A 22,436-nucleotide genomic window follows, 5' to 3' on the forward strand; every position below is an offset into this window, starting at 1 on the left:
TGAGCCCTTCGACTAAGCTCAGGAGAGCCTTGTCGAAGCACACACCGCCTTTCGACAGGCTCAAGGCGAACGGAAACTTAATACTTCACAAGGCCGAATCAATAAGTTGAGTGCCGGAGACTTCCCATATCCGATATCAGCCAGGATCGTCTCATTCCCCAAATCCGAGAATATCAACACTCACTAGGCCTAATACGGCATTTCTTATCTGAGAGTCCTTGTTATTGGCTGCCACCGAGGCTTCCGCTACTTGGGTGACACCGGCGCTAAGGTTGCTGGTACCCGTCAAGCCAGCTGCCGCGCTGGGCGGAGGCTGCGGCACACCGGCACTGATGCCGCCCACCTGAATATTGTTGGCACCTATTACGGCGGTTGCCGAAATGGTGACGTTGTTACCGGCGATGCCCGCTTCACCGGCATCAACAACCCCTTTAGGGGCAATCAAAAAAAGATCGCCAGCTTTTTCAGGTGTTATGTCTATACTGAGCCGTTTGCGGCGCGGACTACTCACGTCACTAGTCAGTTCACCTGAGCTTGCCGTGCGGATACCGCTACCACTGGTTATTGTAGTAGGTGGTATCCGTAATACGCCTTTATCATCAAAGAAGGGTATGCTAGGGCTAACCGATAGTGCCGATTTGGCCCCTTTACCTGCGTCTATGTCACCGTCGGATGACCAAATTAAAATATCACCTCCACCCAGTGTAAAGAGCCTTGATGAGTTAACGATAAAATCGTCTTTCACAAAGGCATTAATCTGGCCTTCCTTTTCAGCAACAATCCCCAATTTATCGGCGGTTTTTTCTCCCTGCCCGCTAGGCGCAACAGCAAGGCCGGCGTTTACTTGTCCACCGGGTGCATAAAGATTAATGTCACCTCCCGAAACGGTTTTTAACTTGCTGAAGAAGACTCTTAAATCACCCTTCCAATTGTTGCCTGGAAATAACGTATCTATCGCATCATATCCGCCTTTATTGCCAACGGATTTGTCTTCTGCCGATGCGGATCCAGCCACTTTGAGTTCATTAAAAAACACCTGGGACAACAAAGCATTTAATTGCGCCTGAATGGGCAATGCTTGATCCTTATTCAAGCTTTTGAATGAGTTAAAGGCATCCGCTACCGACAAAGCGGCATTTCCTGAACGTTGCCGCATAAATTCGGTAATCACGTTTTTGGCTTGATTAAATTTTTCGGCATAAAGCACATTCGTTTGGTATTTGCTTATAAAGCCCGCATAGTCGGGCGTACCGCCATTCAACCCCACCAAAACATCCAATGACGCACCTTTGCTGGATAAATTAGAATTTAAAAGATTTCCTACTGTTGATAAGCCATCAGATGCCCCTAAATCGAAGTTTCTCCCAGTTTTGACTGTTACATCGCCAGGGCCGGCAATTTCAATTCTGTTAAATAAATCTTTTAAAGAATCCAAATTGCCATCTCTGTCTAGGCTTGTATCATAAATAATATCCCGCTTCGCCGATATGAGAGAGGCATCGTTTGGATTGATCTGTTGAATGATGACAGGGCTGTTTTTGAGGTCACGCCCAGCTTCTATGATAGCTTGCTTAGGTAAGTTAATTTGCACCGAGTTAATGTCTCCCTCTTGAGATATGAATCTGGCAGGCACATTATCTTGGCTGTGAACGGGGGCGGGAGCATGTATTACACTTCTATCATTAGCCCCCGATATTGATTTGCCTGTGTTGATTAAGGCTGTATCAAAATTTAAAGCCACAGCACTTAAATTTAAGTCACCTGCCGTAAGCGGAGAAGCCACTGAGGGTAGATTTTTTACGTTCGCGTCCGACATGATAATACTGGATTGCCCCGTATTTGAATGGATAGATTGCCTAGCCAGTATATTTATATTAGCGACAGGTGACGGAAACAGGACAATATCTTTGTCAAACACGACATCGCCATTAAAGGCCGTCACATCTAATGAAGCGGGAAAGACGCTTTGTATAATTGACTCTAAGTTTTTATCATCTGGATCAAAACCAAAAGCTTCAAAAGTTCCAATGTCAGAATTCACATGCACATCTCCCGACAAGGATCTTAGCGCTAACCTGCTATTGTCAGTATAAGAATAGAACCGAGCACCAAGAAAGTTTGGGCCAATTATCATCGCATCGGATGTGGCGGCTATGCTTATCCCTTGGCCAGCGGATAAGGACAGATTGCTGTCGCCATTTACCGGGTCGCTTCGGTCTCCACTTAAGAGTAATTGCGGTCCCGTCTTAAACGCATAGGTCGAATTTGCTTCGCTCCCTTTAATGGCTACTCCAGCAGAAATACTGCCTTCCCCTTTACCCACAAAGAAAGCGCCTCCGTTTATATTGCCGCCTGCATTTACCCGCATTTGTCCGCCACCTTCAACGACAACAGAGTTATGCGCCACATCATGACCCTGCTGTTTTCCGGTTGTCGGCATCATTACGGAAAGGTCATTGATATCGCCAGAAGCGGCAATATCGACGTTGCCGCCGCCAAATGAACCTATATTTTGCCGAAAAAGATGAGCGTCTACTGCCCAAGCTGTAAGGTGGTTTTCACCAGCAAAATCTTTAGGCGAAGTATCGCCTTGCCGACTGAGCCACTCGGTCAAAAATTGATTGCTTGTTGCACCGTTAATTTGTCCGCCAGCCCGAATTAACACATCCCCACCATTTATTGGATATTCCCCAATTAGTTTCTCAGTTGTTATAAAAGGCTCGCCCGGTAAACTGTAATCCAGATTTTGTAAGCCATCGAGTGAGCCAAAAGGATTATTTATATCTGCGCGTCCTGCACTATAAACAGTTGAAGTATGATTTGTTAAGACAAAATCACCTCCCGATGCCAGTTTAATATCACCAGATCCCGTGTGTACACTTGTATTTGGGCCAATGGTCAAAGCATTTGCGATTCCGCTGTTATTGATGGTGGCAAACTTATCGGCACTGTTTAGGTCGGCACCTGAAACCAGTTGGAACGACCAGGAATCACCCGTTTGTAAATTGCCGGCGGCATCGAAGCCGTCTTTAATTGAACTGTTAATATTCAAGTTATTGCTTGCCCTAACAATCAAAGAGCCAGCAATATCTTGGTTTTGGCCGAAGCGTTGGCTGGAGAAATCCCAGTCATTTCCTATTGCTAATGTTAGGTCGCCGGTATAGTCAATCTCGACACCCGGACGCAAACGGATACCGCTACCCAATGTTGTGGCAACATTCTGTGCCGCCGCAGTCATATAGCTGGAGGTTTCACCGTTAATCTTATCAATATCAGCACTATCAATTGAGCCATCATCGCCAATATCGGCATTGCTATATTTTTTTACGCCTTCCGCAAAAAACTGGCTAGCCCCAATCACCGATCCGGCAATGGGCTTAATATTGACATTGGTATTATCAGCGGTACGCAAGGCACTTAAGATCACTTCGCCACCCGTATTGGCATTGGAACCACTGACATCAATGGTAGAACCCGATTTAAGCTCTATTCCGCTTAGGTCAGGTGTCAAGGAATCAACTGATGAAAGCATGACTTTGCCGCCTTTTTCAGAACCTTTGGCGGTCAACAACGAGCCATTTTCTAGCGTAATTTTACCGCCCGCATATAAATTGATGGCACCACCTGCTTTTGCACCATCCGCATTCAGTACGCCAGACAGGTCAATTGCCCCTTTATCCGCCACCAAGGTTACCGAATTGGCTTTTATCTGATTGCCCGCTGCCTGGATAATGTCAGCGTTGTGCGTGCGGAAATAGAGTGAATTGGATACCCCCGCTGATGCCAATTTATTCATTAAGCTGTCAAAACTAGCGGTTAAAGAAAAATTCGCGACATCTATGTTTGCGCTCGCTCCGGTAGCCTTAATGTTTCCTAGCAGGTCTAGCGTTTTTTCTGGCGCTTTAAATATTAAATTGCCACCTGAAGCCGTTCCGCCACCTGTGCTGACATCAAGGTTGGATTCCGCAGCCAGCGCGACTAAACCGTGTTTCGCATCGGCTGTGAAAGTACCGCCTGGGGTGTAGTCAAAAATATCGGCAAAACCAACCGCACGTCCGGCAAGATTGATGTCCGTTTTTCCGTTGACCAGAATATCACCCGTTTGCGCCGTTAATTTTAATGCGCCGGATGGCAGTAAGACATGGGCATTATTTAAGGCAATACTGTTGGCATCAACACTGACCCTGCCGCCAAACTCATTGGAAATGGGTTGGCCAGCGTTGCCATTACCGTTAATTGCTACATTATGGCCAGTGGCATTTATGTCCAGGCTATGACCGCCTGTGGTGGTGATTAAACCGGCGGTTAAATTCAGGTCTGATGCAATGTTCATCGTACTATTGCCTATACCCGTAAATTGCTTAGCTGCGGCAATGTTGACGGCACTAAAACCATCCAAACCGAAAGTGCCGCCGCCTTGACTGTACTGGTTGGCTATCAGGTCTAGCGTACCCGTCCCCGTTCCCAATTGGGTGGCAGCAATTCCACTCGAGTTTTGCACCAGAATAGTATTGGCTTGAAGCTTTGCAGACTTCCCGGCATTTTCATAGCCGGATAATGCCTTGGCGTCTAAGACTAGGTTATTAAATTGGAGCGCACTACCATCTGGCTTGCCGACGTTACCAAAGAAATTGATCGAACCTCGGCTTTTTAACACGAAATCATCAACCGTAAAGCTGGCCAGCTTCTGGCTGGTTAAATTCAAGCTATTGCCTTGTTGCCCAGCAAACTCGCCAATATTGATGTCATTGGCGGTCAAACTCAATGCCCCACCTTTCATGGCAATATCGCCATTGAGAACCGTTGATTTACTGGCATCCAACAACATTGATTTTGACGCTGAAAGCACCGCCCCTTGCTCAACCAACAGGTCACCAGAAGTGCCTGGAGTAGAACCTGAAGGATAAGTGCGGTTCACTGTAATTTGTTTATCGGCGGAAACCCGTAACAAGGCACTATCGCCTACCACGTTATACACAGACTCGCCCGTATTGACCTGACCACTGCTGCTAATGCTCGCGCCATTTTTGACCGCCACACTATTTTTACCGGCAGCGACTATATCCAAAGCCTGTAAATGGGTACCTTGATTAAAAGTGACATTATTCGTAGTTACGGTCAAATTGGTATTGCCAGTCACATTATCAAATTGGCGTTTTCCGCCGAGTAGCAAGCTATCAACGTGCAACTTGCTAAGTTGCTGGTCAAGTATTTGCAAAGTCCCCGTAGACCCAACAGGATTCAATTGATTGACGATATCGATGTTCTTGTCCTGTGCCGAAATATCCAATTTGGCACCTCTGCCATTTTGGGCAGCCACGTTGAATTGTCCGTCGAGGATTAACCGAGTGCTTGCGTCGATTGAGATTTGACCGCTATCCGCTGGTAACAAAGGGACATTGGTACCTTTGCTTTCTGCGCGTTGCGCAAAAAAACTATTTGCGGTCTGGATGTTATATTCTGAACGCTTCATGACCTGGTTACGGGTTTCAACCAGGAAACCACTTAACCTTGAATCGCGCACATTGGATCCGGCGAATGCTTGGTAACCGGACACAATGGGAAGCCCAACCTTAGTAAAGGTGGTCGCAATTTGGTCACGGGCTTTAGAACCTTGGGGTGTTATCAAGTAAGCCCCAGGGAGCAAGGCATATTGGGATGGTAGAATAGTATATTTTCCTGCGGGCAAAGATTTCGTGCCGGACAAATAGACTTGCGCGCCGGCATGGGTGGCAAAGTTTCCGTTCACCCCAAAGTTTGCACTGAATTTATGGTCATAAGGTGCCAAGGAAGAACTCAGCGACGGTAGGATAGCAAAGCCGCCTTGGTAAGATGACTTATCCGGCACTATACTTGACGGGTCAAGATAATCGAACTCACCGCCTATGCCGGGTTGAAATTCATAGGTTTGTAAATTTCCACCGCCGGAAGCATCAACAACACTGCCGGAGTTAAAAACAATATCGGGCGATTTAAACACCAGATGCTTTTCGCCGAGCGGGGTATTGTCCGGTAATTCGTTAAACACAAGGTTATTTATACCGCGCAATGGGTACGTCCATACATTATTAAACAGGACCCCCAACGGGACGGTTTTCCCGTCACCCGATACCGAAGTTAAGCTCCCGCTGCCAAAACTAAGGCTTGATTTTGCATCCAATTCTATCGTCCCTAAGGGGGCTTTCAAAATTCCGTTTTGATTGATGACAGATGCCGTTAAGGTCAATTCTCCAGCGGCAGACAAAGGCGTGCTATCTGTTGCACCACTTCTATTAATAGTAAGCTGACCATCGGGATTAGTTACAGTAAAAGCGTAATGGCTAAGTGTCGAAGGATAAATTTGGCTTGCACTCAAATTGAGGTTTGCTGCCGTCGTTAGGCTGCCGGTATAACTGCGTTGCCCAGGAAGGGCAACACCAACGGCCCTTATGTCATGTTGGCTATTCAGGTTTATATGATTGAATCCAGTTGCTAAAAGGGAACCGGTTAGTTGTGTCCAGTTTGCTGAAGCATTAAAAATCCCTCCACCGAGGGTCGGCGTTGCGTTATCAGTATTACCAATACTTGAAGAACCTAATTCCAAAAATGCTGTATCCAGATTGACAACCCCAGTAGCGACATTATTTAATCCGGCCCAAGCCACCCTTTGTGCATCGAGGGCAATACTGGATGCCGTCTTCAAATTGACATCGCCCATAAATCGGATTTCTCCGGGAAGCCTCGGGTTTCCAGTAGACAGGTCAAACTGGGCAGGTAAGCTTAAATGCAGGTCGTCAATTCCGGCTTCCATGACTTCTTGGCTACTCAACGTGGCTTGCCCAATGAGATTGCCAGGAAGAGGCGCATTGAAACGTGCCGTATCGGCAAGTATTTTTTGATCCTTATCCACCACATTAATCGTTAATGCATTGAGAGGATAGGAGCTTGTTATATCTTCATTTCGGTTATTTCGATCAAGATTCAATTCTAAACGCCCGCCCCGGTTAGTGCTGGAGCCCGCATGGGCATTAAACGAACCGTCCAGCACTATTCCTTCTGCTGCTGTTAAGCTAATAGCCCCAGCATCAGACCCAATATCTCGTTTAGCAAACTGGCCACCTTGAGCCGTGAACCCTGGAGAACGGGTAGAATTTGGAACAGGCACGTCTACCCGCGTACTCGTGCCCGATACGTCAATTTTAGAACCTTCTTCTAATACGACATAACCGCGTTGCGCATCGATTGTCACATCGCCGCCCGATAAGATATCACCCTGGACCCGTCCAAAGCGATCAACCGGATTTAGCAAACTCGTTCCTTGTGTGATTAAATTGGCATGCTTACCTAACCAGATGGACTGGTTCGGATCGTAAAGGTTGTCCCGGTCTGCTTTCAAGGTAATGTCAATAGAACCAGAGCGGGCTTCAAGCAATCCGTCAATATAAATACCTTTTCCTAGATTGGAAGATACAATGTCGACAGTCGATTTTTTATCGGTACGGATGGAACTTCCAGTTTCCAACGTTACGCCCGTCAATCCATCTAACGATAAATTGATAGGTTTTCTTAAATGCTCAGGCAATACTGCTACCTCAGTGAAGCCATCCAGGGATTTAGCACTGGGCACATCGCGAAAGGCCCTAGGGGATTGTTGGCCAGAAGGGGAGAAGTTGGATAACGATTTTGATCCGGTTTCCTTATCAGTGAAAACCCTATTTTGGGTGACTAAGTTTAAATCGACTCCCGATTTGACCGTCACTGTACCCGGCTTGCTTTTTAGGGTGAGCTTGCTGAACCCAAATAGAGGTGCAAAATCGAATTTACCGTCACTCACGCCCAGGTTTAAGGTATCCTTTTCGCTACCATTACCGCCAACAACAATATTGCTGGAAGCCAATGTTAACTCTCCCCCTTGCCCCTTATCACCATACAGTCCATAAGCCGATAATAGCCCATCAAGATGCACAACCCCCTGTAACAAGGGTGTTCCGGCGGCTAATGTGATACTGCCAGCTTTGCCCGAAGTCAACGTATCACCATCTCGCCCTAACCAAGCCCCACCGTCCGCCTTAATTGTAGCGCCCGTGTTAAAGCTTAAATCCCGGTCCGACTGCAAATTCACTTGCCCACCATCAATAACAACCGGTTCCGTAAGTATGGCTGACGGATCTTTTAGGTAATCATTAACCCAACGGCCTGACACGTCCAATTGAGCGCTAGAAGCGATATTGATGAATCCAGACTTAGGCTCGCCAAAATTCACGCTTTTAAAATTTAGTTCGCCTCCAGCGGCATAAATGGACGAATTAATATCAATACCCGATGCTTCAACAGTCAGTTTGCTTTTAATCGGCATGGACAGTGCCGCATCGTCGGCAAATGTGGTTTTGCCGCCCGTTTTAACCGTGACATTACTAATGCCGGATTGATTGACCAATGTCGTCGGTAAGACTAGATCAACCGGTTGTCCATCTGCTTTTTTTGGAAAATCTTTACCTACTCCCTCTCCCTCAAAGGCAATCGCTTGTAACGATTGGTCAAATTGAAACAGTACGTCCTGTTTGGAAAAGTAGACAGTTCCATCAGGTGTTTCTAAATTTTTATCGTTAAAACTAAATGTTCCGCCCGAAGCGGGATTTTTACGTTGGTAAATACTGCTTACCGAACCGGCGATCAATTGTCCATTCCAAGATAAGAGAGGGGTTTCAATATTAAGCGAACCAGCATCCTTACCTTCGGTATAACCGCGCTCGACATGACCGGTACCGATACTGTCGAGGACGTTCCATTTTTCCGTCACGCCCCATTTGGGATGATCCCGAGTGACAGTGCCAAAAATTGAAACATAGCGTTCATTGGGGTCGGCGACACTGATATCGACAAGTTGACCGGTACTAGACAACAGTTTTGTGGTATCGATGTATCCGCTTTTATAGCGGACGGTACCGCCGGAAATATCGGTCACCGCACCGTTATTGACGACCACATCGCCACTGGAAGATAGGTTGATTTCGCCACCTTTGGTTAGCCGTTCGTCGATTCCGCGTTTGATGCCAGCACCCGCGCTCTTGGCATCGAGGATTTTTATGTCATTAGCATTACGGACATCCACTTTGACGGTTTTGCCTTGCAACACACCGCCTTTCTGGTAAGGCGCATTGCGTAAATTAAAACTTTGTACAGAAACTTCCGCGACATTTCTTGACATGGGCGCGGTAACATTTTTCGTGCCCGACACATCAATACGGGAACCGCTGTCAAGATAGATACGTCCGCTTGAACCATTGAGGAAAGTAAGGGTGTTGTCTGGATAAGGTATCGCATTATTAGAAGTGGCGATAAGATTGACCTTACCTGCGGGGACGGTAATGGCAGAACCGGATTCCATCTTGATTTTATTCGCGCTTGCCTCTACATAAGACGGTTTCTGTGTTTGTTCATCAATAGCAAGTGCACCGTCACGATCGGCCAAGATATTAGTCGAACTGTTCTTATCAAAAACAACCTGGGATTCTTTGCCAAGGCCATCGTTGCTGGCCGTTGTACGTGTGGTATTTGTTGCCTTTAAACTATTTTCCACAGTATTAGCTAGGTCGCGTGCTTCACGTGCCAAAAGCCTGATTGACCCATTAATGTTAACGGAAGTTGTCGCTGTAAGATTACCAGCCTGTTTAACGGCAAACCCGGCTAACGTAATGTTGCCTTGGCGCACGGTAACGTCGCCGCCCTTCATGTTGGAAACCTGCCCGCCGGTTTCCACCTCGACCAGTAACCCGGCAAAAGGGCTGTCCTGGGAAGCCGGTTGCAAATACACTTTGTCTTTGCTTGCAACCATCAGAATCTGGCCTTGCTGATCGGCGGAAACCGACCCGTAATTGGTAACTTTAGGAGCCGCCAGGATGATACTGCCATTTTTACCGGCATGGATTTTTGCACCTGCATCCACAGTAATGCTCGCGTTAGGATTCACCTTAGTGGCAGGATCCGTCCCGTTCAAGGCGGCTTGGTCAAGCCCGTTATTTTTGTTTTGATCGTAAACCCTTATCAGTCCTTTTGTGAAGGCATCATCTGAGATGTTTAATGCTGAAGCAACCAGTGCGCCGGTATTGACGACAGAACCTTTTCCAAACACGAAGCCGTTTGGGTTGACCAAGTAAATCTGGCCATTGGCGGTTATTGTGCCAAATATTTGGCTCGCATTCGTTTGCTGATTAATGCGGTTTAATGCAATTGAGGAGCTGCTGGGTTGGGCGAATTTGACTGTATTGCCTTTGCCGACATCAAAGCCGTGCCAATTAAGGATGGCTTTATCACTATGTTGATTGACTTTTAGTGTGTTGCGGTTAGGGTTAGACCAATCAGCACTGCCGGAACTGACAAAGCCGGAGCCAGCAAATGGGACGGGTAATGGGGCGACGGGAACTGGCAACTCGGCATAGCAAGGCGAAACTGTACCTGCAAGCAAACCGCCAGCAATCAAAGCCCGAATATAGGCTGACAAGGGCTTTAGCCTAAATACATTCTCTGCCGTTAGGTTGTGGTTTAGTTGCGTTTTTGGAGACATGGTTGGCACCTATACTAAAATAATTGCTACGACTTAGTGAGTGGCAACCCGGCTGTCTTGGCTACTTTAAAAAGTCTCAAGACCCGAAGTTTTCCGCCCCCGCTTCACAACGGGTTTGGCTTTTTGCACATTAATTTACTTACCGGAAATCCGGCTTATTGCTTTACCTGTAGTATTAAGGAAACTCTGAACAAGTCCTTCGACAAGCTTCCTTCGAAAAGCTCAGGACGAACGGCAAGGAGTTGATTCCGTTCGTGGTGAGCCTGTCGAACCATGAGCGGAATCACTTGTTTAAAAAGCACAACACCGCCAATCCAACACTTAAAACTCGGTGAAAACTTTAAAGTGAACGCGGGGGTCACCACTTTTCACTGGAGCCAATGAGGTAAAGGGGAAACCAATATCCAACATGCCATTCAGGTAGTTCCACAGTTGAAAGCGCATACCTAACCCCCCACCGCTAATGAAGTGACCCGAAGAATTGCCGGATAACGGTTTTTGGATCCAACCTTTGGCGGCATCGACAAAGGCCAGCACTTTCAAGTTGTTGACGAAATCCCAGTCGGCCTTGCCCAAATGCGGCGAATGCAGTTCCAATGAGCCAAACACACCGTCATCGGCAAGAGTTTGGGTTTCAAAATACCCGCGTACGCTCTCGTCCCCACCCATAGAAAACTGCTCATTACTGATCAATGGGGAATCCGCGACTTGCCCTGAAAAACGGCTCACTAATTCCATGCCCTTCGGTAAGTCTTGTTGCAATCTCGCATTGCCCGTCAGGTACATAAAATTCGATTTTGCCAGAAAGCGCTTGTTTTCAAATTCTTTTTGGTCGTTGCCTAAACCACGTATCGAAAAATGCAGCCCCAAGTCAAACGATGCCAGCGACTCTTCACCACGTAAACTGCCGCTGTACTGTGCCAAAAACGGCAAATACGAAATGGGGGTTGTAATCTTATCTGCGCCGATCAGGTTTAAATCTTCCTTAAAGTCCTTGTAATCCACACCCAATGTTGCGCTATGGAAGTATTTGTCCAAACCACCCAGCGGCTTTACCAATCTAAGCCCGTAGACGTTTCCAATACCGATTACATTCAAAGCCCCAGCACTGGCAATTTGGGCGTTTGATGAGGAACTAACCGTATAAAACGCCAACTTTGCATCCGTATTAAACACAGGCATTACATACGTGCCTGCCCACACGTCGACTTCTTGATTGTCCTCCGGCGATACTTGATACATCACCGAGGCGCTGTGCATGGCTTGCCAGAGATTGTCATAGTGCAACGAGGTCACCAAACGCAGCCTCGATGTACTCGACGTATTGCGTCCATTCAATTCCAACTTGCCGTGGAAGGGCAGTTTATCTTTGACTTTTAAGTCGACTTCCAGCGTCCCCGGCGTTTCGCCCGCACGTAGTACGGGTTGTATTTTTCGGTCTTCGCTTTGTCCGCCCAATGTCGCCAGTTCTTTCTGCATTTGCGGAAAGTTGGGGACATGGCCTTCAGCCAGTTCCGGTACACCCGCCTTGATTTTCCCAAGGGAGAAGTAACGCGATTCAACCACCCGCAATCGTGAAACCTTACCTTCGACCACTTGTAAATAGACGATCCCGTTTTTTACGTCTTGTTCGGGGATATCCACGGCCACGGTTTGATAACCTTTACCCTGATACATTTTTTCCAACGCAGCACGTGCCGACTCGACCGTATCGATGGTTTTTTTCGGCCCTAAAAACGGGTATACCGTACGTCCTAGCTCGTTTTCATCAAGCAGGGTGTTGCCTTTTACCCGTAATTCCAGAAGGTCAAAATCGGCGGGTTGCTGGTCGTTTTCGGCAACTTGTTGATCGGGTGCTGCTTGTTCTTGTTTTGCTTGTGCAGGTTCTTTTTGTGCTGCCTCGGTTTTGGTCGGTGCAGCTACCTGTGCTGCTGCATTAAACCCCCAAAGGACTAAAATTATGGAGCATAAGCTTAGGCCTTTAAAAGCTCTGTTTTTTTGGTAATTCTTTGACTGCATGAGACTTTAAAATGAATGTCGAAGTCAGCTTTCTCCTTGAAAGCAGTAATCCCTTTATTGTATGAAGCTTGTGTTAAGGTTTTGTGACAAGCTTATCCTTGTTTACTGGCTACCCTTTTTGGCATTGATAATCATGCATAAATACAGTTGCCAAACGCAAAAAACCAGCCGTCCGAAAACGGCTGGTTATTCTTTACAACAGTAATCCGTTACTTATATTTCGCGTTATCCGTTCAAGTTACTGGGTATAACCATCGTGACCTGGGTAGAACACAGGCATCAAGGTATTAAGGGCTGTACCGTTGTTTTTGATGGTTGGGAAGCGGCACATGTCTGGGCCTGCAGCAGCACCCGCATGAGTGTACGGGTTAACTGGTGCCGCCACATTAAAGCCGCTGTTAACGTTTGTGGTAGCTTGCGCTACCGACAACAAACCAGCGTGGCCAAAAGTCACGTTATTGGTTTGCAGAGTGCTAAGAAGGGTTGGAGATGTCATTTGCGCTTCTATCGATGTTGCGATAGAGTTAGCTAAACCAGCACCACCGATAGGGCCATTTCTTTGCAGTTCTGACCAAAATCTGTAACGGCCTTCTACCACGTTATGGCTGGCAGGTGACACGCCGTCGATTTTGATAAAGCGGTAGTTTTTAGTATTGCCACCATTGCGCTCAACACCCATAATGCCAATCGCCCAGCGTTTTTGACCGGCCAAATTGGCGGGGTAAGGCGTGAATGTACCTACGGCAGCACCCGCATCCAAGGCTTCCAGACAGTTTTCAACATCGCCTGAACCTGACATAGAATGCACGACTTTTTGCGATGCAGCAGCATTTTCTATACCGAAATCTGCATTTGAGCCGTTGTTAATAAACTGCGTAGCAGATGTTTGGATCGGTTCCGCAGCAGTGTTACAGCCAGCGTTTTCAATGTGAGCATGGAAAGCTGCCAAGGTGCCGGAACCGGCCGTGCGGGTACATATATGGACAGTCCTATTGGTCGGCGCAGCAGCTCCCAGAAGAGTAATCATGTTGTCGCCTGCAGCACCGGCAGGATTGATCGGCAACGCCGCACCAGTCAATGCGTCTTTTGTGGTAGCGTCAGCCGGGCCGGTAAACCGTAATTGCCTCCAATCAGTGATCGGGTTAGTCGGCAATTTACCCGCAAAGAGGGAGGTAATTTGCGACATTGTCAAGCTAGGCATACACGCCTCATGTTCATCACCCACTGTACAACCAGCAGGCAGCAACGCAGGCAAGGTAGGGTATTTGGTGCCGTAGGCCAGCATCGCTTGTTGCATTGCATCACGCAAGCTCTTGTTGACTGTAATGCCAAATACTTGGGTAAATATAGGAACAGGGGTACCTGGAATGGTTTCTGCACCAGCCACAGGGCCGCCATTTAAGGCAGTTTTAAATAGTCCAGAGTCGACATCCGAATAGTTCAGTATTGAAGTCGCCGTATCATTCGCCCCTAATACAATACCTGTACATTGCACAGGCCCAGGCAATGCGCCGCAGGTAGCACTGTTGACGTGTGGGTAACTGAAGGTATTTCCTGGCACGGCACCTATCAGGCCGGTAATTGAACCGCCGCTTTCACGTTTGACGAACACTGTCCCATTGGCGGCGACATTACAGGCCGCAACTAGAGAGCCGCTAAGAGTGCCGTTTGCTGGATGGTACAAAAAATAAGAACCTGCGCCACCATCACAAACATTATCCAATGCCCTTATAAATTCAGGTGATGCCGCCGAAGAACCCGCTGCATAGATAATGGTATTGCCGGCAGCAAATGGATTGGCTGGATTTAACGCCGCCGCCTGGACGTGGCCTGCGATTAAGGCTGCGCCGAGCGCAAGACCTGTTAATGCTATCTTTTTCATGTTATTTCCTCGTTACGTAATGATATAAATCGCCAAACCTCTTTTGATTAAATCTTTGAGGTTTGGCGAATAGCAGGATTAAGCCGCTTTACGACGTGTAGAGCGCAATACGCCCATCAAGCCGGCGCCAAACATCCAAACTGCAGCAGGTAATGGCACCGCCGTTTGACCGGCAGCTGAAAATGTCAAGGTGTTGCCTGACAACAAGAAAGCACCCAACTTGGTGATATCTTCAGCGGTCATAACGTCTAGGGCTTGTGTGCCGCCAAAACCGTCGTCAATCTGTATGGTATGAAAACTAGTCTTGTAGAAATCCGATGATTGACCAACGCTTTGAACGGGATTGCTGCCTAGAAAACCGTTCCAATAGCCAGTGGCTAATAATGTGTTAGCATTGAACTGCCCTTTAACAGGTTGTACAGGGTTTTCGTTGATTACAGAACTATTGCCAACCAAACCCACATTGATTTGCTGAGCATGTTCTCTTATGTTGAAGGCACCCAAAGCGGATGTTGCATCATTTGCGACTGTATGCAATCCAGTGCCATTTGTTGTGGTGAGCATAGATTGTGCTTGAAAATTGGCCCCTAACACCACATACTTCAAGTTGGCACCAGCACCTGTCATGAAGCTAGTCCAATCTGAACCACCTGCGGTTGCTAAGTTGACAGAGCTAATAGCGGCGGTAGGGTTGGCTACAAATTGGTTATAGGTTACACCCAGATCCAAGTTGAATGTTCTGCCTTTTTCTCCGGCAGATGCATTGGTAACAAAGTCAGGATCGAAAACAGACAAGAACATAGAGTTGTCGCCTGTTGATGAGTTAGTTACCAGTGCAGCATTAGCTGCGCCAGCACCAATTAATAATGCTGTTGCCAGCATGCTTTTTGTAAATTTATTCATTTTTGTTTCCTTTTGTGATTAATAAAAAATTAAAAGTTTTCACATAAGGTGACAGCCCAGCTATCTTGGACCCTGTAAAGAAGGTCAAGACCTGTGGTTTTCCGTCCCCGCCTCGCAACGGGTTTGGCTTTTACACGTTATTAGGTTTGCCCAAAAACACTGCCGGAACTTGGCAGTGTTACGTCCCCGCTACCATTTTTAACCCTGCTCAATAGTTTGGCAGTGTTTCATCCTTGTTACCCTTCTTCCTTAATCCTATGCTGATTGAAAGCAAGCGCTTGAAAAATCTTGCTTTGATTTCAATTCAGCAGAGGGCACACTCCTTCGTTTTCCTTAGATTAGGATTCCTTGTTTTGCCAACATCTGTCCAGGATGTTTTTCAACCAAGGGCATTCTCGCATATCAATTCAATCATTTGAGTTACAGAACAATGACAGTTTCGGGAAATGTATTACATTTGTCGCATCTTGATTTATCAGGGCTTGCGATTTGAATTGCCAAAAAATCACCCGCTGAACCCCTTGGTTTCGTTGGCTATGTTGCATGAACTTCGGTGTCTAGCATTTCGAGTTCTTCTTCGCCGTTTTTATCCAGCTTGTATTTCTGGGCGAAATAACTCTCAAGCCATGCGCTAATATCATCTTGCTTGACTGCAATTGCCTCTTCGATTTGCAATAGCCGCTGGCGCAGCAAATGCCGAGGCAGCAATAACAATTCGATATCTGCCATGGCGACAAATTTGTCCGGAGGCATATTGCCACTATTGATAATATTGAATAATTGCTGCTTTTTCAGGCCTAAGTTCTGAATCAAATCGACCCTGAACTCGATAAACAAAGGCAACAAATCACTCCCCATACAGTCCATGTCATGCAGCTTGTGTAGGCAGTTTAAAAGGTTATTTACAGCGAATCGGTAGAGTTCCGATTCCCGGACAAAAAGGCGGGAAGCCATCGCCCGAATCGCCCTGCGGTCATTATTATTTAATCGCATGGAAACGATGTATTTTTTATCGCTTTCAATAAATTCTTCTGAAGACATATTCAAATACCAAATGAGCGGTTTGTAAGAAAGCAATTAAACCTAGTAATAACAGCCGAATGGTTAAAAAATAGTTTGTTTTTTAATGGCATGTATCATTATTCAACCTCTATTGACGTTTTTTTTGCAAAGGCTGGGAGTAGTGGACGAAAGCAGACACGACATCACAATCAGCAAATCCATTTGATTTTTTTCAGCTCAAAAATCTGAGGGCCTGCTAATTTAGAATTGACGTATGCCTGGAAAGTTGAGGCAATCGCATAAGGCAAAGAGTCTAACGTAAAAACAGAGGCGTCTTGCGGAATGAACCCGTTATCAGATAAACCTAGTTGGAAAGGGTTGGACATATTTTTAACGAAAAAGAATATTTATCATTGTTTTATTATCCGATAGCAATATGACTGTTTTATGACTACGCTGCGGCAGAGTGGAAAATATCTTGTTTTTGTAATAATTCTCAAGGAATCGCTGGTTTAAGCCGCTTAACTTATGGCTCTCGCCCTCACTGCTAGCAAAATTTAAAGGATATTTATTCACACCGGTTTTGTGCAGTAGTTCACAGAATTCTTCTCGTCATCCCTCTATATTTTCCGAGTCGAAACCCTCATGACCAAGCAACCCATGTTGCCGGCTGAGAATTATCGACAAAAGCCTTTGTGGTGACGAAAATGGCTCATATGACTAAGAATCGAAAACTTGGCCGTATCAACCCACAAAATAATCCCCCCCAAAATGGAGCTTTTTTGAATGAAAATCCGATACAACCTGAAGAAAACATTGCTGTCTACATCATTAACCGCTTTGCTGGCGGTTAGCCCAACGATATTTGCTGCCGGTAATACCGTGGTCACCAAATGGAATGATGCTGCATTGGAAGCGATACGGATCACCCACCCTGGTCCACCCATGGTCGCTCGGGATTTGGCAATCACCCACACCTGTATTTACGATGCCTGGGCAGCTTATGACAATAAGGCCAAAGGTACGCGTTTCGGCAATAACTTACGCCGTCCAAACAGCGAACGTACCGATGCCAACAAGGAAAAAGCAGTCAGCTTTGCTGCCTATGAATGCCTCTCCGATCTCTTCCCGACCGAAGTGGCAAGCTTTAATACGTTAATGACTAGTTTGGGTTATGATCCCAGCGATAACAGCACTGACGTAACGACACCCGCCGGCATTGGTAATGTGGCTGCTAAAGCCGTACTGGATTTTCGCCACCACGACGGTTCCAACCAACTGGGTGATTTGCATCCCGGCGCCTATTCTGACTACACAGGTTATACGCCAGTCAACACACCGACAGACATTATTGACCCTAACCATTGGCAACCACTGCAAGTGGGTTTCAATGTACAAAAATTTATTGCGCCATTTTGGGGAAATGTCACACCATATGCACTAAAATCCGGTAGCCAATTTCGCAAAACCTTGTTAAAGCCTGCGGATTATTTTAAAGAACCACACCGATACAAGCTCCAAGCGCAACAAGTGTTGGAATATAGCGCCAATCTGACTGACGAGAAAAAAGTCATCGCTGAATACTGGGCGGATGGCCCATCTTCCGAGCTGCCACCTGGGCATTGGACATTATTTGCCGAGTTTGTGTCCGACCGCGACCACCATACCCTAGACCAGGATGTCAAAATGTTCTTTGCCATGACCAATGCGGTATTGGATGCCAGTATTGCGAGTTGGGATGCAAAGCGCTTTTTCGACTATGTCAGGCCGGTCACGGCTATCCATTTCTTGTATAAAAATGTGACTGTCGAGTCATGGGATGGATCGATACTAGGGGAAGATTGGAAACCTTACCAAGCGGCCTCTGTTGTTACTCCACCCTTCTCCGAATACATTTCTGGCCATAGCGTGTTCAGTGCCGCTGCCGCAGAGACATTGAAATTGTTCACTGGCAACGACAATTTTGGCGGCAGCGTGACGATACTAAAAGGCTCATCACAGGTTGAACCGGGCGTTGTCCCCGCCCAAGATACTGTCCTATTCTGGGCAACATTTAGTGACGCAGCAGATGAAGCGGGTATATCAAGACGTTTCGGCGGCATCCATTTTATCGATGGTGATTTGGAATCCCGTAAGTTGGGGCGTGTTATCGGCCAGCAAGCCTGGAAAAAAACACTGGGTCTCTTTAATGATGAAGGGCGGCGGCACGATGATTAATTGGACAACCCGTTAGACATAGACTTCATTTAATGCAAAGTAGGGAAGCCGTGAAAACGGCTTTCCTATTTGATTGAGTTGTACTGTGGAAGAGGGTGTATGATTTCAGCCAGGATTTGTTCCTGAAGGTGTCCAGTTACGGGAAAAGCAGGGAATCGGGCTGGTCGTCACGTATTTGCGTGACCCGCAGATGCAACGAGACGTTCATCGTCCGCAAAACCGCATGGAATCCTACCATCAGTTACAGTCGTTTATTGCCTAAGTCAGCGGCAAAAAACAGCTCATCGATCTCTTAACAATAAAAAGGGCGGTTTCCCGCCCTTTTTATTGTCACCCATAAATCCTTATTTTTTAGCAGGTTCTGTTTTTTCTGGCTCGGCAGGTTTTGCAGCTTCTTTAGCGGGCTCTGCGGCGGCGGGCGTTGCAGTAGCCGCTGGCGCTGGGGTCGCTGCTGCCGGAGCAGCTGGTGCAGGGGCTTTGGGCTCTTCTTTCGGTAACAGGATTTCAACTTTGGCCTGTTTGCGCATGCCTTCAACCATGGCCTGAATTTTTTGCCGTTGCAACATCGGCGTCAGTTGTTCCTTGACGGCTTCCAAAGGCGGCGGCGTTTGTTTTCTGGAATCTTCGTTCAAAATAATATGCCAGCCGAACTGGGTTTGCACCGGTGTTTTGGTGTATTTGCCTTTTTCCAATTTGGAGACAGCTTCTGAGAATGGGGCCACCATTTGGCTAGGGCTGAACCAACCTAAGGAACCGCCGTTTTTGGATTCTTTTGCATCTAAGGAATGCTTGTTTGCCAACTCGGCAAATTTTCCACCCTTATCCAATTCGGCAATCAGCTTTTTGGCTTCATCTTCGGTCTTGACCAAGATGTGGCTGGCTTTGTACTCCATACCATTCGCGCCGCCGACTTTGCTTTCATATTCTTTCTTGATGTCGGCATCGGTAATTGGGTTGGCTTTCAAATACGCTTGCAGGCTCGCTTGGGTTAAGATGGCCTTACGTGCAGCGTCAAGTTGGGCAAGGACTTCTGGAGATTGGTCCAGTTTTTTTTGTACCGCATCTTGTACCAGTATTTCGCGTTGTACCAGTTCATCAACCAATTTTTCCTTTGGAAAAGCAGGGGCTTGTCCTTGGCTGCGTTGGGCGAGGTCTTTTTCCAGGTCCTCCAGTGTTTTTTTGCTGATGTATTGACCGTTAACACTCGCAATTGCGTCTTCTTTTTTGACGGCAGGCGCGGATGAGCCAGTCGTGGGTTTAAGGTCACAGGCAGTAACAATGACTGCACTGGCAATAGCTAAAGGGATAAGTTTTTTATTCATCAATGGTTTCCTTTGGTTTCTTCTGAGGGTGAAAGGGCATTTATGCCTAAGGCATGAATTTCTTGTTTCATCATGTCGCCTAACGCCTTATATATCAATTGGTGGCGTTGTACCAGCGATTTGCCTTCAAATGCGTCGGCAACAATCGTGACATGATAATGGCCGCCGCCACTCCTTGCTCCGGCATGGCCGGCATGGGCAGCGCTGTGGTCGATAATTTCCAGCGTTTCTGGCTTAAACGCTTCGTTCAGCAGGCGTTTAATGGTTTCGGATGTCATTGTGGGAATACCTTTTTAAATGGTTTAACGGTTACCTTGGCATAGACTTTGGCTTCTATATACGGGTCTTTATCAGCCCAGTGTTGCGCATCTTGCAAGGATTCAAATTCGGCGACGATCAAGCTGCCTGTAAAACCTGCCGCACCAGGATTGTCGCTGTCGATAGCGGGATGCGGCCCCGCCAACACTAGCCGTCCAGCATCTTGCAGGTCTTGTAGCCTTTTGATATGGGCAGGCCTGGCAGCCATACGTAATTCCAGGCTATTGGCGACATCTTCACTGATGATTGCGTATAACACCTTATTCCTCGGTTTCTGGGATGTATTTGTATAAGAAGATCATTTGCACCACGATAAATAAGACCATCAAGCCAGGCACACCAAAGGTCTTGAACGTAACCCATTGGTCCGTTGTGTAATGGTACATCACATAGACATTGATAAACCCGACACTGATAAAAAAACAGCCCCACATCATGTTCAAGCGTCGCCAGATATTGGACGGAAGGGTTAAGCTGCTAGCCATCATCCGTTCTACAAACGGTTTCTTGCCAATAAACTGGCTGCCTATGAAGGCCACGCCGAATAACCATTCGATGATGGACAGTTTCCATTTGATAAACTGCTCGTCATGCAGCAAGATGGTGGCACCGCCCATTACAATGATTAAACCCAACGTAATCCATTGCATGGTTTCCACTTTCCGGTATTTGAACCAAGTATAAGCCACTTGTATGATAGTCGCCACAATGACGACGGCGGTTGCCACGTAAATGTCATACAACTTGAACGCGATAAAAAATAATAAGATCGGAAAGAAATCAAAAAGCTGTTTCATTAAGATAGATGGCGTATTTGTTGTGGCAGGTCAGTGAAATCTGGTTTGGATTATGCCAAAGCTAAGCAGAAAGTGGCGCAGGCATTCCATCGTGACAATCTTCCTGGAAATCTTATTAGCTTATTTAATGCGTAAGGTTAATTCGTGCTGGCGGTGAGATTGCCGAATCACACAATAGTTCAAACTAGATACGGTTAAGTGTTGGATTCTGGCGACGTTATTATCATCGTTAGTGGACACGTGGAATCGATTAACCCGTATTCGCTGGCCCAATTTGGTGCAATTGTAAGGCTATTACCGTCCAATGTACATGTTTTGATTGTAAATTCTGATAAAATGGCACTTTATCCTTGGAGATAGGTCTTGGACGAGAACACAAAAACCCAACTGGAAGCGGCTACTTTTCGACGCTTGATCCACCATTTGCAGGAGCATACGGAGGTGCAGAATATCGACCTGATGATCCTGGCCGATTTTTGCCGCAATTGTTTGGCGAAGTGGTATGCCGCCGCCGCGCAAGACCAGGACGTGGCGTTGGATTACGATCAAGCCAGGGAAATAATCTACGGTATGCCTTATAAAGAATGGCAAGCCAAGTATCAGGGCGAGGCCTCGCCCGAACAACTCGCCGCCTTAGAAAATAAACTTAAGTCGAAATTATGACCCAATCCGCAAACTACGATGCCCTGTTTTCTGGCGTAATAGGCCAGGAATACGAAATGCTTAAGCTGATCTGCCCGTTGATGACCGAAATGAGCCGTATGGTCGGAGAAGCCGTCCGCGATTTTCCCAGAACGCAAGATAAACTGAATGTGGTCGAACTGGGCGGTGGCACGGGAATTACCACTTTAGCCTTATTGACCGCTGGAGATGGGCTGCACATCACCAGTATCGACAATGAGCCAACCATGCAAGACCAAGCCAAACAAAACCTGAAAGCCTGGGAAGAAGAAGGCCGTCTCACTTTCAATGGACAGGATGCCTTGTCCGCGCTGCAAGCCATGCCGCCTGCCAGCGTCGATATGGTGGCATCCGCCTATACGTTGCACAATTTCCTGGACAGCTATCGTCAGGATGTCATCCGTGAATGCTATCGCGTATTGAAACCCGGCGGGCAATTCATTAACGGCGACCGTTATGCGTTTGATGACATATCCCGGCATACCCGCGTCATCCAAGAAGAAGTCGCCGGTTATTTCAAGGTATTGACCGAGATCAACAGGCTAGACTTACTGGAGCACTGGATCGTCCACCTGTTCAGCGACGAATCGGAAAATCACGTCATGCGCCAGTCTAACGCCATCCGGCAATTGCATGAGGCCGGATTTTCGGACATTAGCATTAGCGACAGGATGGCAGTGAATGCGTTGGTCAAGGCCGTCAAGCCGTTTATTACCAATTAATCTTTCTTTATGGCTATATATACCCAAGAT

12 protein-coding genes, 1 pseudogene and 2 riboswitches are annotated in these 22,436 nt (G+C 46.9%); of the genes and pseudogenes, 4 read left to right on the forward strand and 9 right to left on the reverse strand.

Features of this window, described 5'->3' with window-relative positions; translation table 11 throughout:
• Window positions 1-151 precede the first annotated feature (151 nt).
• The 5 genes from MGMO_RS04205 to MGMO_RS04225 form a co-directional block, all read right to left on the reverse strand.
• Window positions 152-10,543: a filamentous haemagglutinin family protein gene (locus tag MGMO_RS04205; protein WP_023493789.1), complete on the reverse strand. Its 10,392-nt coding sequence runs from the start codon at window positions 10,541-10,543 to the stop codon at window positions 152-154.
• A gap of 39 nt (window positions 10,544-10,582) precedes the next feature.
• Window positions 10,583-10,673: riboswitch (cyclic di-GMP riboswitch) on the reverse strand.
• 191 nt (window positions 10,674-10,864) lie between these two features.
• Window positions 10,865-12,562: a ShlB/FhaC/HecB family hemolysin secretion/activation protein gene (locus MGMO_RS04210; RefSeq protein ID WP_023493790.1), complete on the reverse strand. Its 1,698-nt coding sequence runs from the start codon at window positions 12,560-12,562 to the stop codon at window positions 10,865-10,867.
• 238 nt (window positions 12,563-12,800) lie between these two features.
• Window positions 12,801-14,444, reverse strand: a complete 1,644-nt coding sequence (locus MGMO_RS04215; RefSeq protein WP_023493791.1) for a hypothetical protein — start codon at window positions 14,442-14,444, stop codon at window positions 12,801-12,803.
• 78 nt (window positions 14,445-14,522) lie between these two features.
• Window positions 14,523-15,347: a VPLPA-CTERM sorting domain-containing protein gene (locus tag MGMO_RS04220; protein WP_023493792.1), complete on the reverse strand. Its 825-nt coding sequence runs from the start codon at window positions 15,345-15,347 to the stop codon at window positions 14,523-14,525.
• Between the two features lie 47 nt (window positions 15,348-15,394).
• Window positions 15,395-15,485, reverse strand: a riboswitch (cyclic di-GMP riboswitch).
• Window positions 15,486-15,881: 396 nt separating this feature from the next.
• The gene (locus MGMO_RS04225) at window positions 15,882-16,388 is read right to left on the reverse strand and encodes a hypothetical protein (protein WP_023493793.1); all 507 of its coding nucleotides are present in this window, start codon (window positions 16,386-16,388) and stop codon (window positions 15,882-15,884) included.
• A gap of 747 nt (window positions 16,389-17,135) precedes the next feature.
• On the opposite strand from MGMO_RS04225, the gene MGMO_RS04230 reads away from it, so the two are divergent.
• Window positions 17,136-18,566: a vanadium-dependent haloperoxidase gene (locus MGMO_RS04230; protein ID WP_023493795.1), complete on the forward strand. Its 1,431-nt coding sequence runs from the start codon at window positions 17,136-17,138 to the stop codon at window positions 18,564-18,566.
• 172 nt (window positions 18,567-18,738) lie between these two features.
• Window positions 18,739-18,825: pseudogene (locus tag MGMO_RS21035) on the forward strand (Tn3 family transposase); the annotation flags it as partial.
• An 85-nt stretch (window positions 18,826-18,910) separates the two neighbouring features.
• On the opposite strand, the gene MGMO_RS04235 reads toward MGMO_RS21035, so the two are convergent.
• From MGMO_RS04235 to MGMO_RS04250, 4 genes are read right to left on the reverse strand one after another with little or no spacing between them, the layout of a single operon-like run.
• The gene (locus MGMO_RS04235) at window positions 18,911-19,888 is read right to left on the reverse strand and encodes a peptidylprolyl isomerase (RefSeq protein WP_023493796.1); all 978 of its coding nucleotides are present in this window, start codon (window positions 19,886-19,888) and stop codon (window positions 18,911-18,913) included.
• Window positions 19,888-20,166: a BolA family protein gene (locus MGMO_RS04240; protein ID WP_023493797.1), complete on the reverse strand. Its 279-nt coding sequence runs from the start codon at window positions 20,164-20,166 to the stop codon at window positions 19,888-19,890. Before MGMO_RS04240 ends, MGMO_RS04235 begins: the two co-directional genes overlap by 1 nt.
• On the reverse strand, window positions 20,163-20,465 hold the full coding sequence (locus tag MGMO_RS04245; protein WP_023493798.1) for a YciI family protein: 303 nt from the start codon (window positions 20,463-20,465) through the stop codon (window positions 20,163-20,165). The genes MGMO_RS04240 and MGMO_RS04245 overlap by 4 nt, the downstream gene beginning before the upstream one ends.
• Before the next feature lies 1 nt (window position 20,466).
• Entirely contained in the window at window positions 20,467-21,003 is a 537-nt protein-coding gene (locus tag MGMO_RS04250) for a septation protein A (protein ID WP_023493799.1), read from the reverse strand.
• Window positions 21,004-21,366: 363 nt separating this feature from the next.
• Between MGMO_RS04250 and MGMO_RS04255 the strand changes: the two genes are divergently transcribed.
• Both MGMO_RS04255 and MGMO_RS04260 read left to right on the forward strand, forming a co-directional pair.
• Complete coding sequence (locus MGMO_RS04255) at window positions 21,367-21,666, forward strand: DUF1244 domain-containing protein (protein WP_023493800.1); 300 nt, start codon at window positions 21,367-21,369, stop codon at window positions 21,664-21,666.
• A complete protein-coding gene (locus MGMO_RS04260; protein WP_023493801.1) occupies window positions 21,663-22,406 on the forward strand; it encodes a class I SAM-dependent methyltransferase in 744 nt (247 codons plus the stop codon). Before MGMO_RS04255 ends, MGMO_RS04260 begins: the two co-directional genes overlap by 4 nt.
• Window positions 22,407-22,436: the final 30 nt, after the last annotated feature.

It is taken from the genome of Methyloglobulus morosus KoM1, assembly GCF_000496735.2.
GTDB classification, from domain to species: domain Bacteria; phylum Pseudomonadota; class Gammaproteobacteria; order Methylococcales; family Methylomonadaceae; genus Methyloglobulus; species Methyloglobulus morosus.

Excerpts from the sequence above, each read along its gene's own strand:
- MGMO_RS04225 (WP_023493793.1), bottom strand. The coding sequence starts at position 16,388 with ATGTCTTCAGAAGAATTTATTGAAAGCGATAAAAAATACATCGTTTCC.
- MGMO_RS04250 (WP_023493799.1), bottom strand. The coding sequence starts at position 21,003 with ATGAAACAGCTTTTTGATTTCTTTCCGATCTTATTATTTTTTATCGCG.
- MGMO_RS04205 (WP_023493789.1), bottom strand. The coding sequence starts at position 10,543 with ATGTCTCCAAAAACGCAACTAAACCACAACCTAACGGCAGAGAATGTA.
- MGMO_RS04235 (WP_023493796.1), bottom strand. The coding sequence starts at position 19,888 with ATGAATAAAAAACTTATCCCTTTAGCTATTGCCAGTGCAGTCATTGTT.
- MGMO_RS04240 (WP_023493797.1), bottom strand. The coding sequence starts at position 20,166 with ATGACATCCGAAACCATTAAACGCCTGCTGAACGAAGCGTTTAAGCCA.
- MGMO_RS04215 (WP_023493791.1), bottom strand. The coding sequence starts at position 14,444 with ATGAAAAAGATAGCATTAACAGGTCTTGCGCTCGGCGCAGCCTTAATC.
- MGMO_RS04230 (WP_023493795.1), top strand. The coding sequence starts at position 17,136 with ATGAAAATCCGATACAACCTGAAGAAAACATTGCTGTCTACATCATTA.
- MGMO_RS04220 (WP_023493792.1), bottom strand. The coding sequence starts at position 15,347 with ATGAATAAATTTACAAAAAGCATGCTGGCAACAGCATTATTAATTGGT.
- MGMO_RS04260 (WP_023493801.1), top strand. The coding sequence starts at position 21,663 with ATGACCCAATCCGCAAACTACGATGCCCTGTTTTCTGGCGTAATAGGC.
- MGMO_RS04210 (WP_023493790.1), bottom strand. The coding sequence starts at position 12,562 with ATGCAGTCAAAGAATTACCAAAAAAACAGAGCTTTTAAAGGCCTAAGC.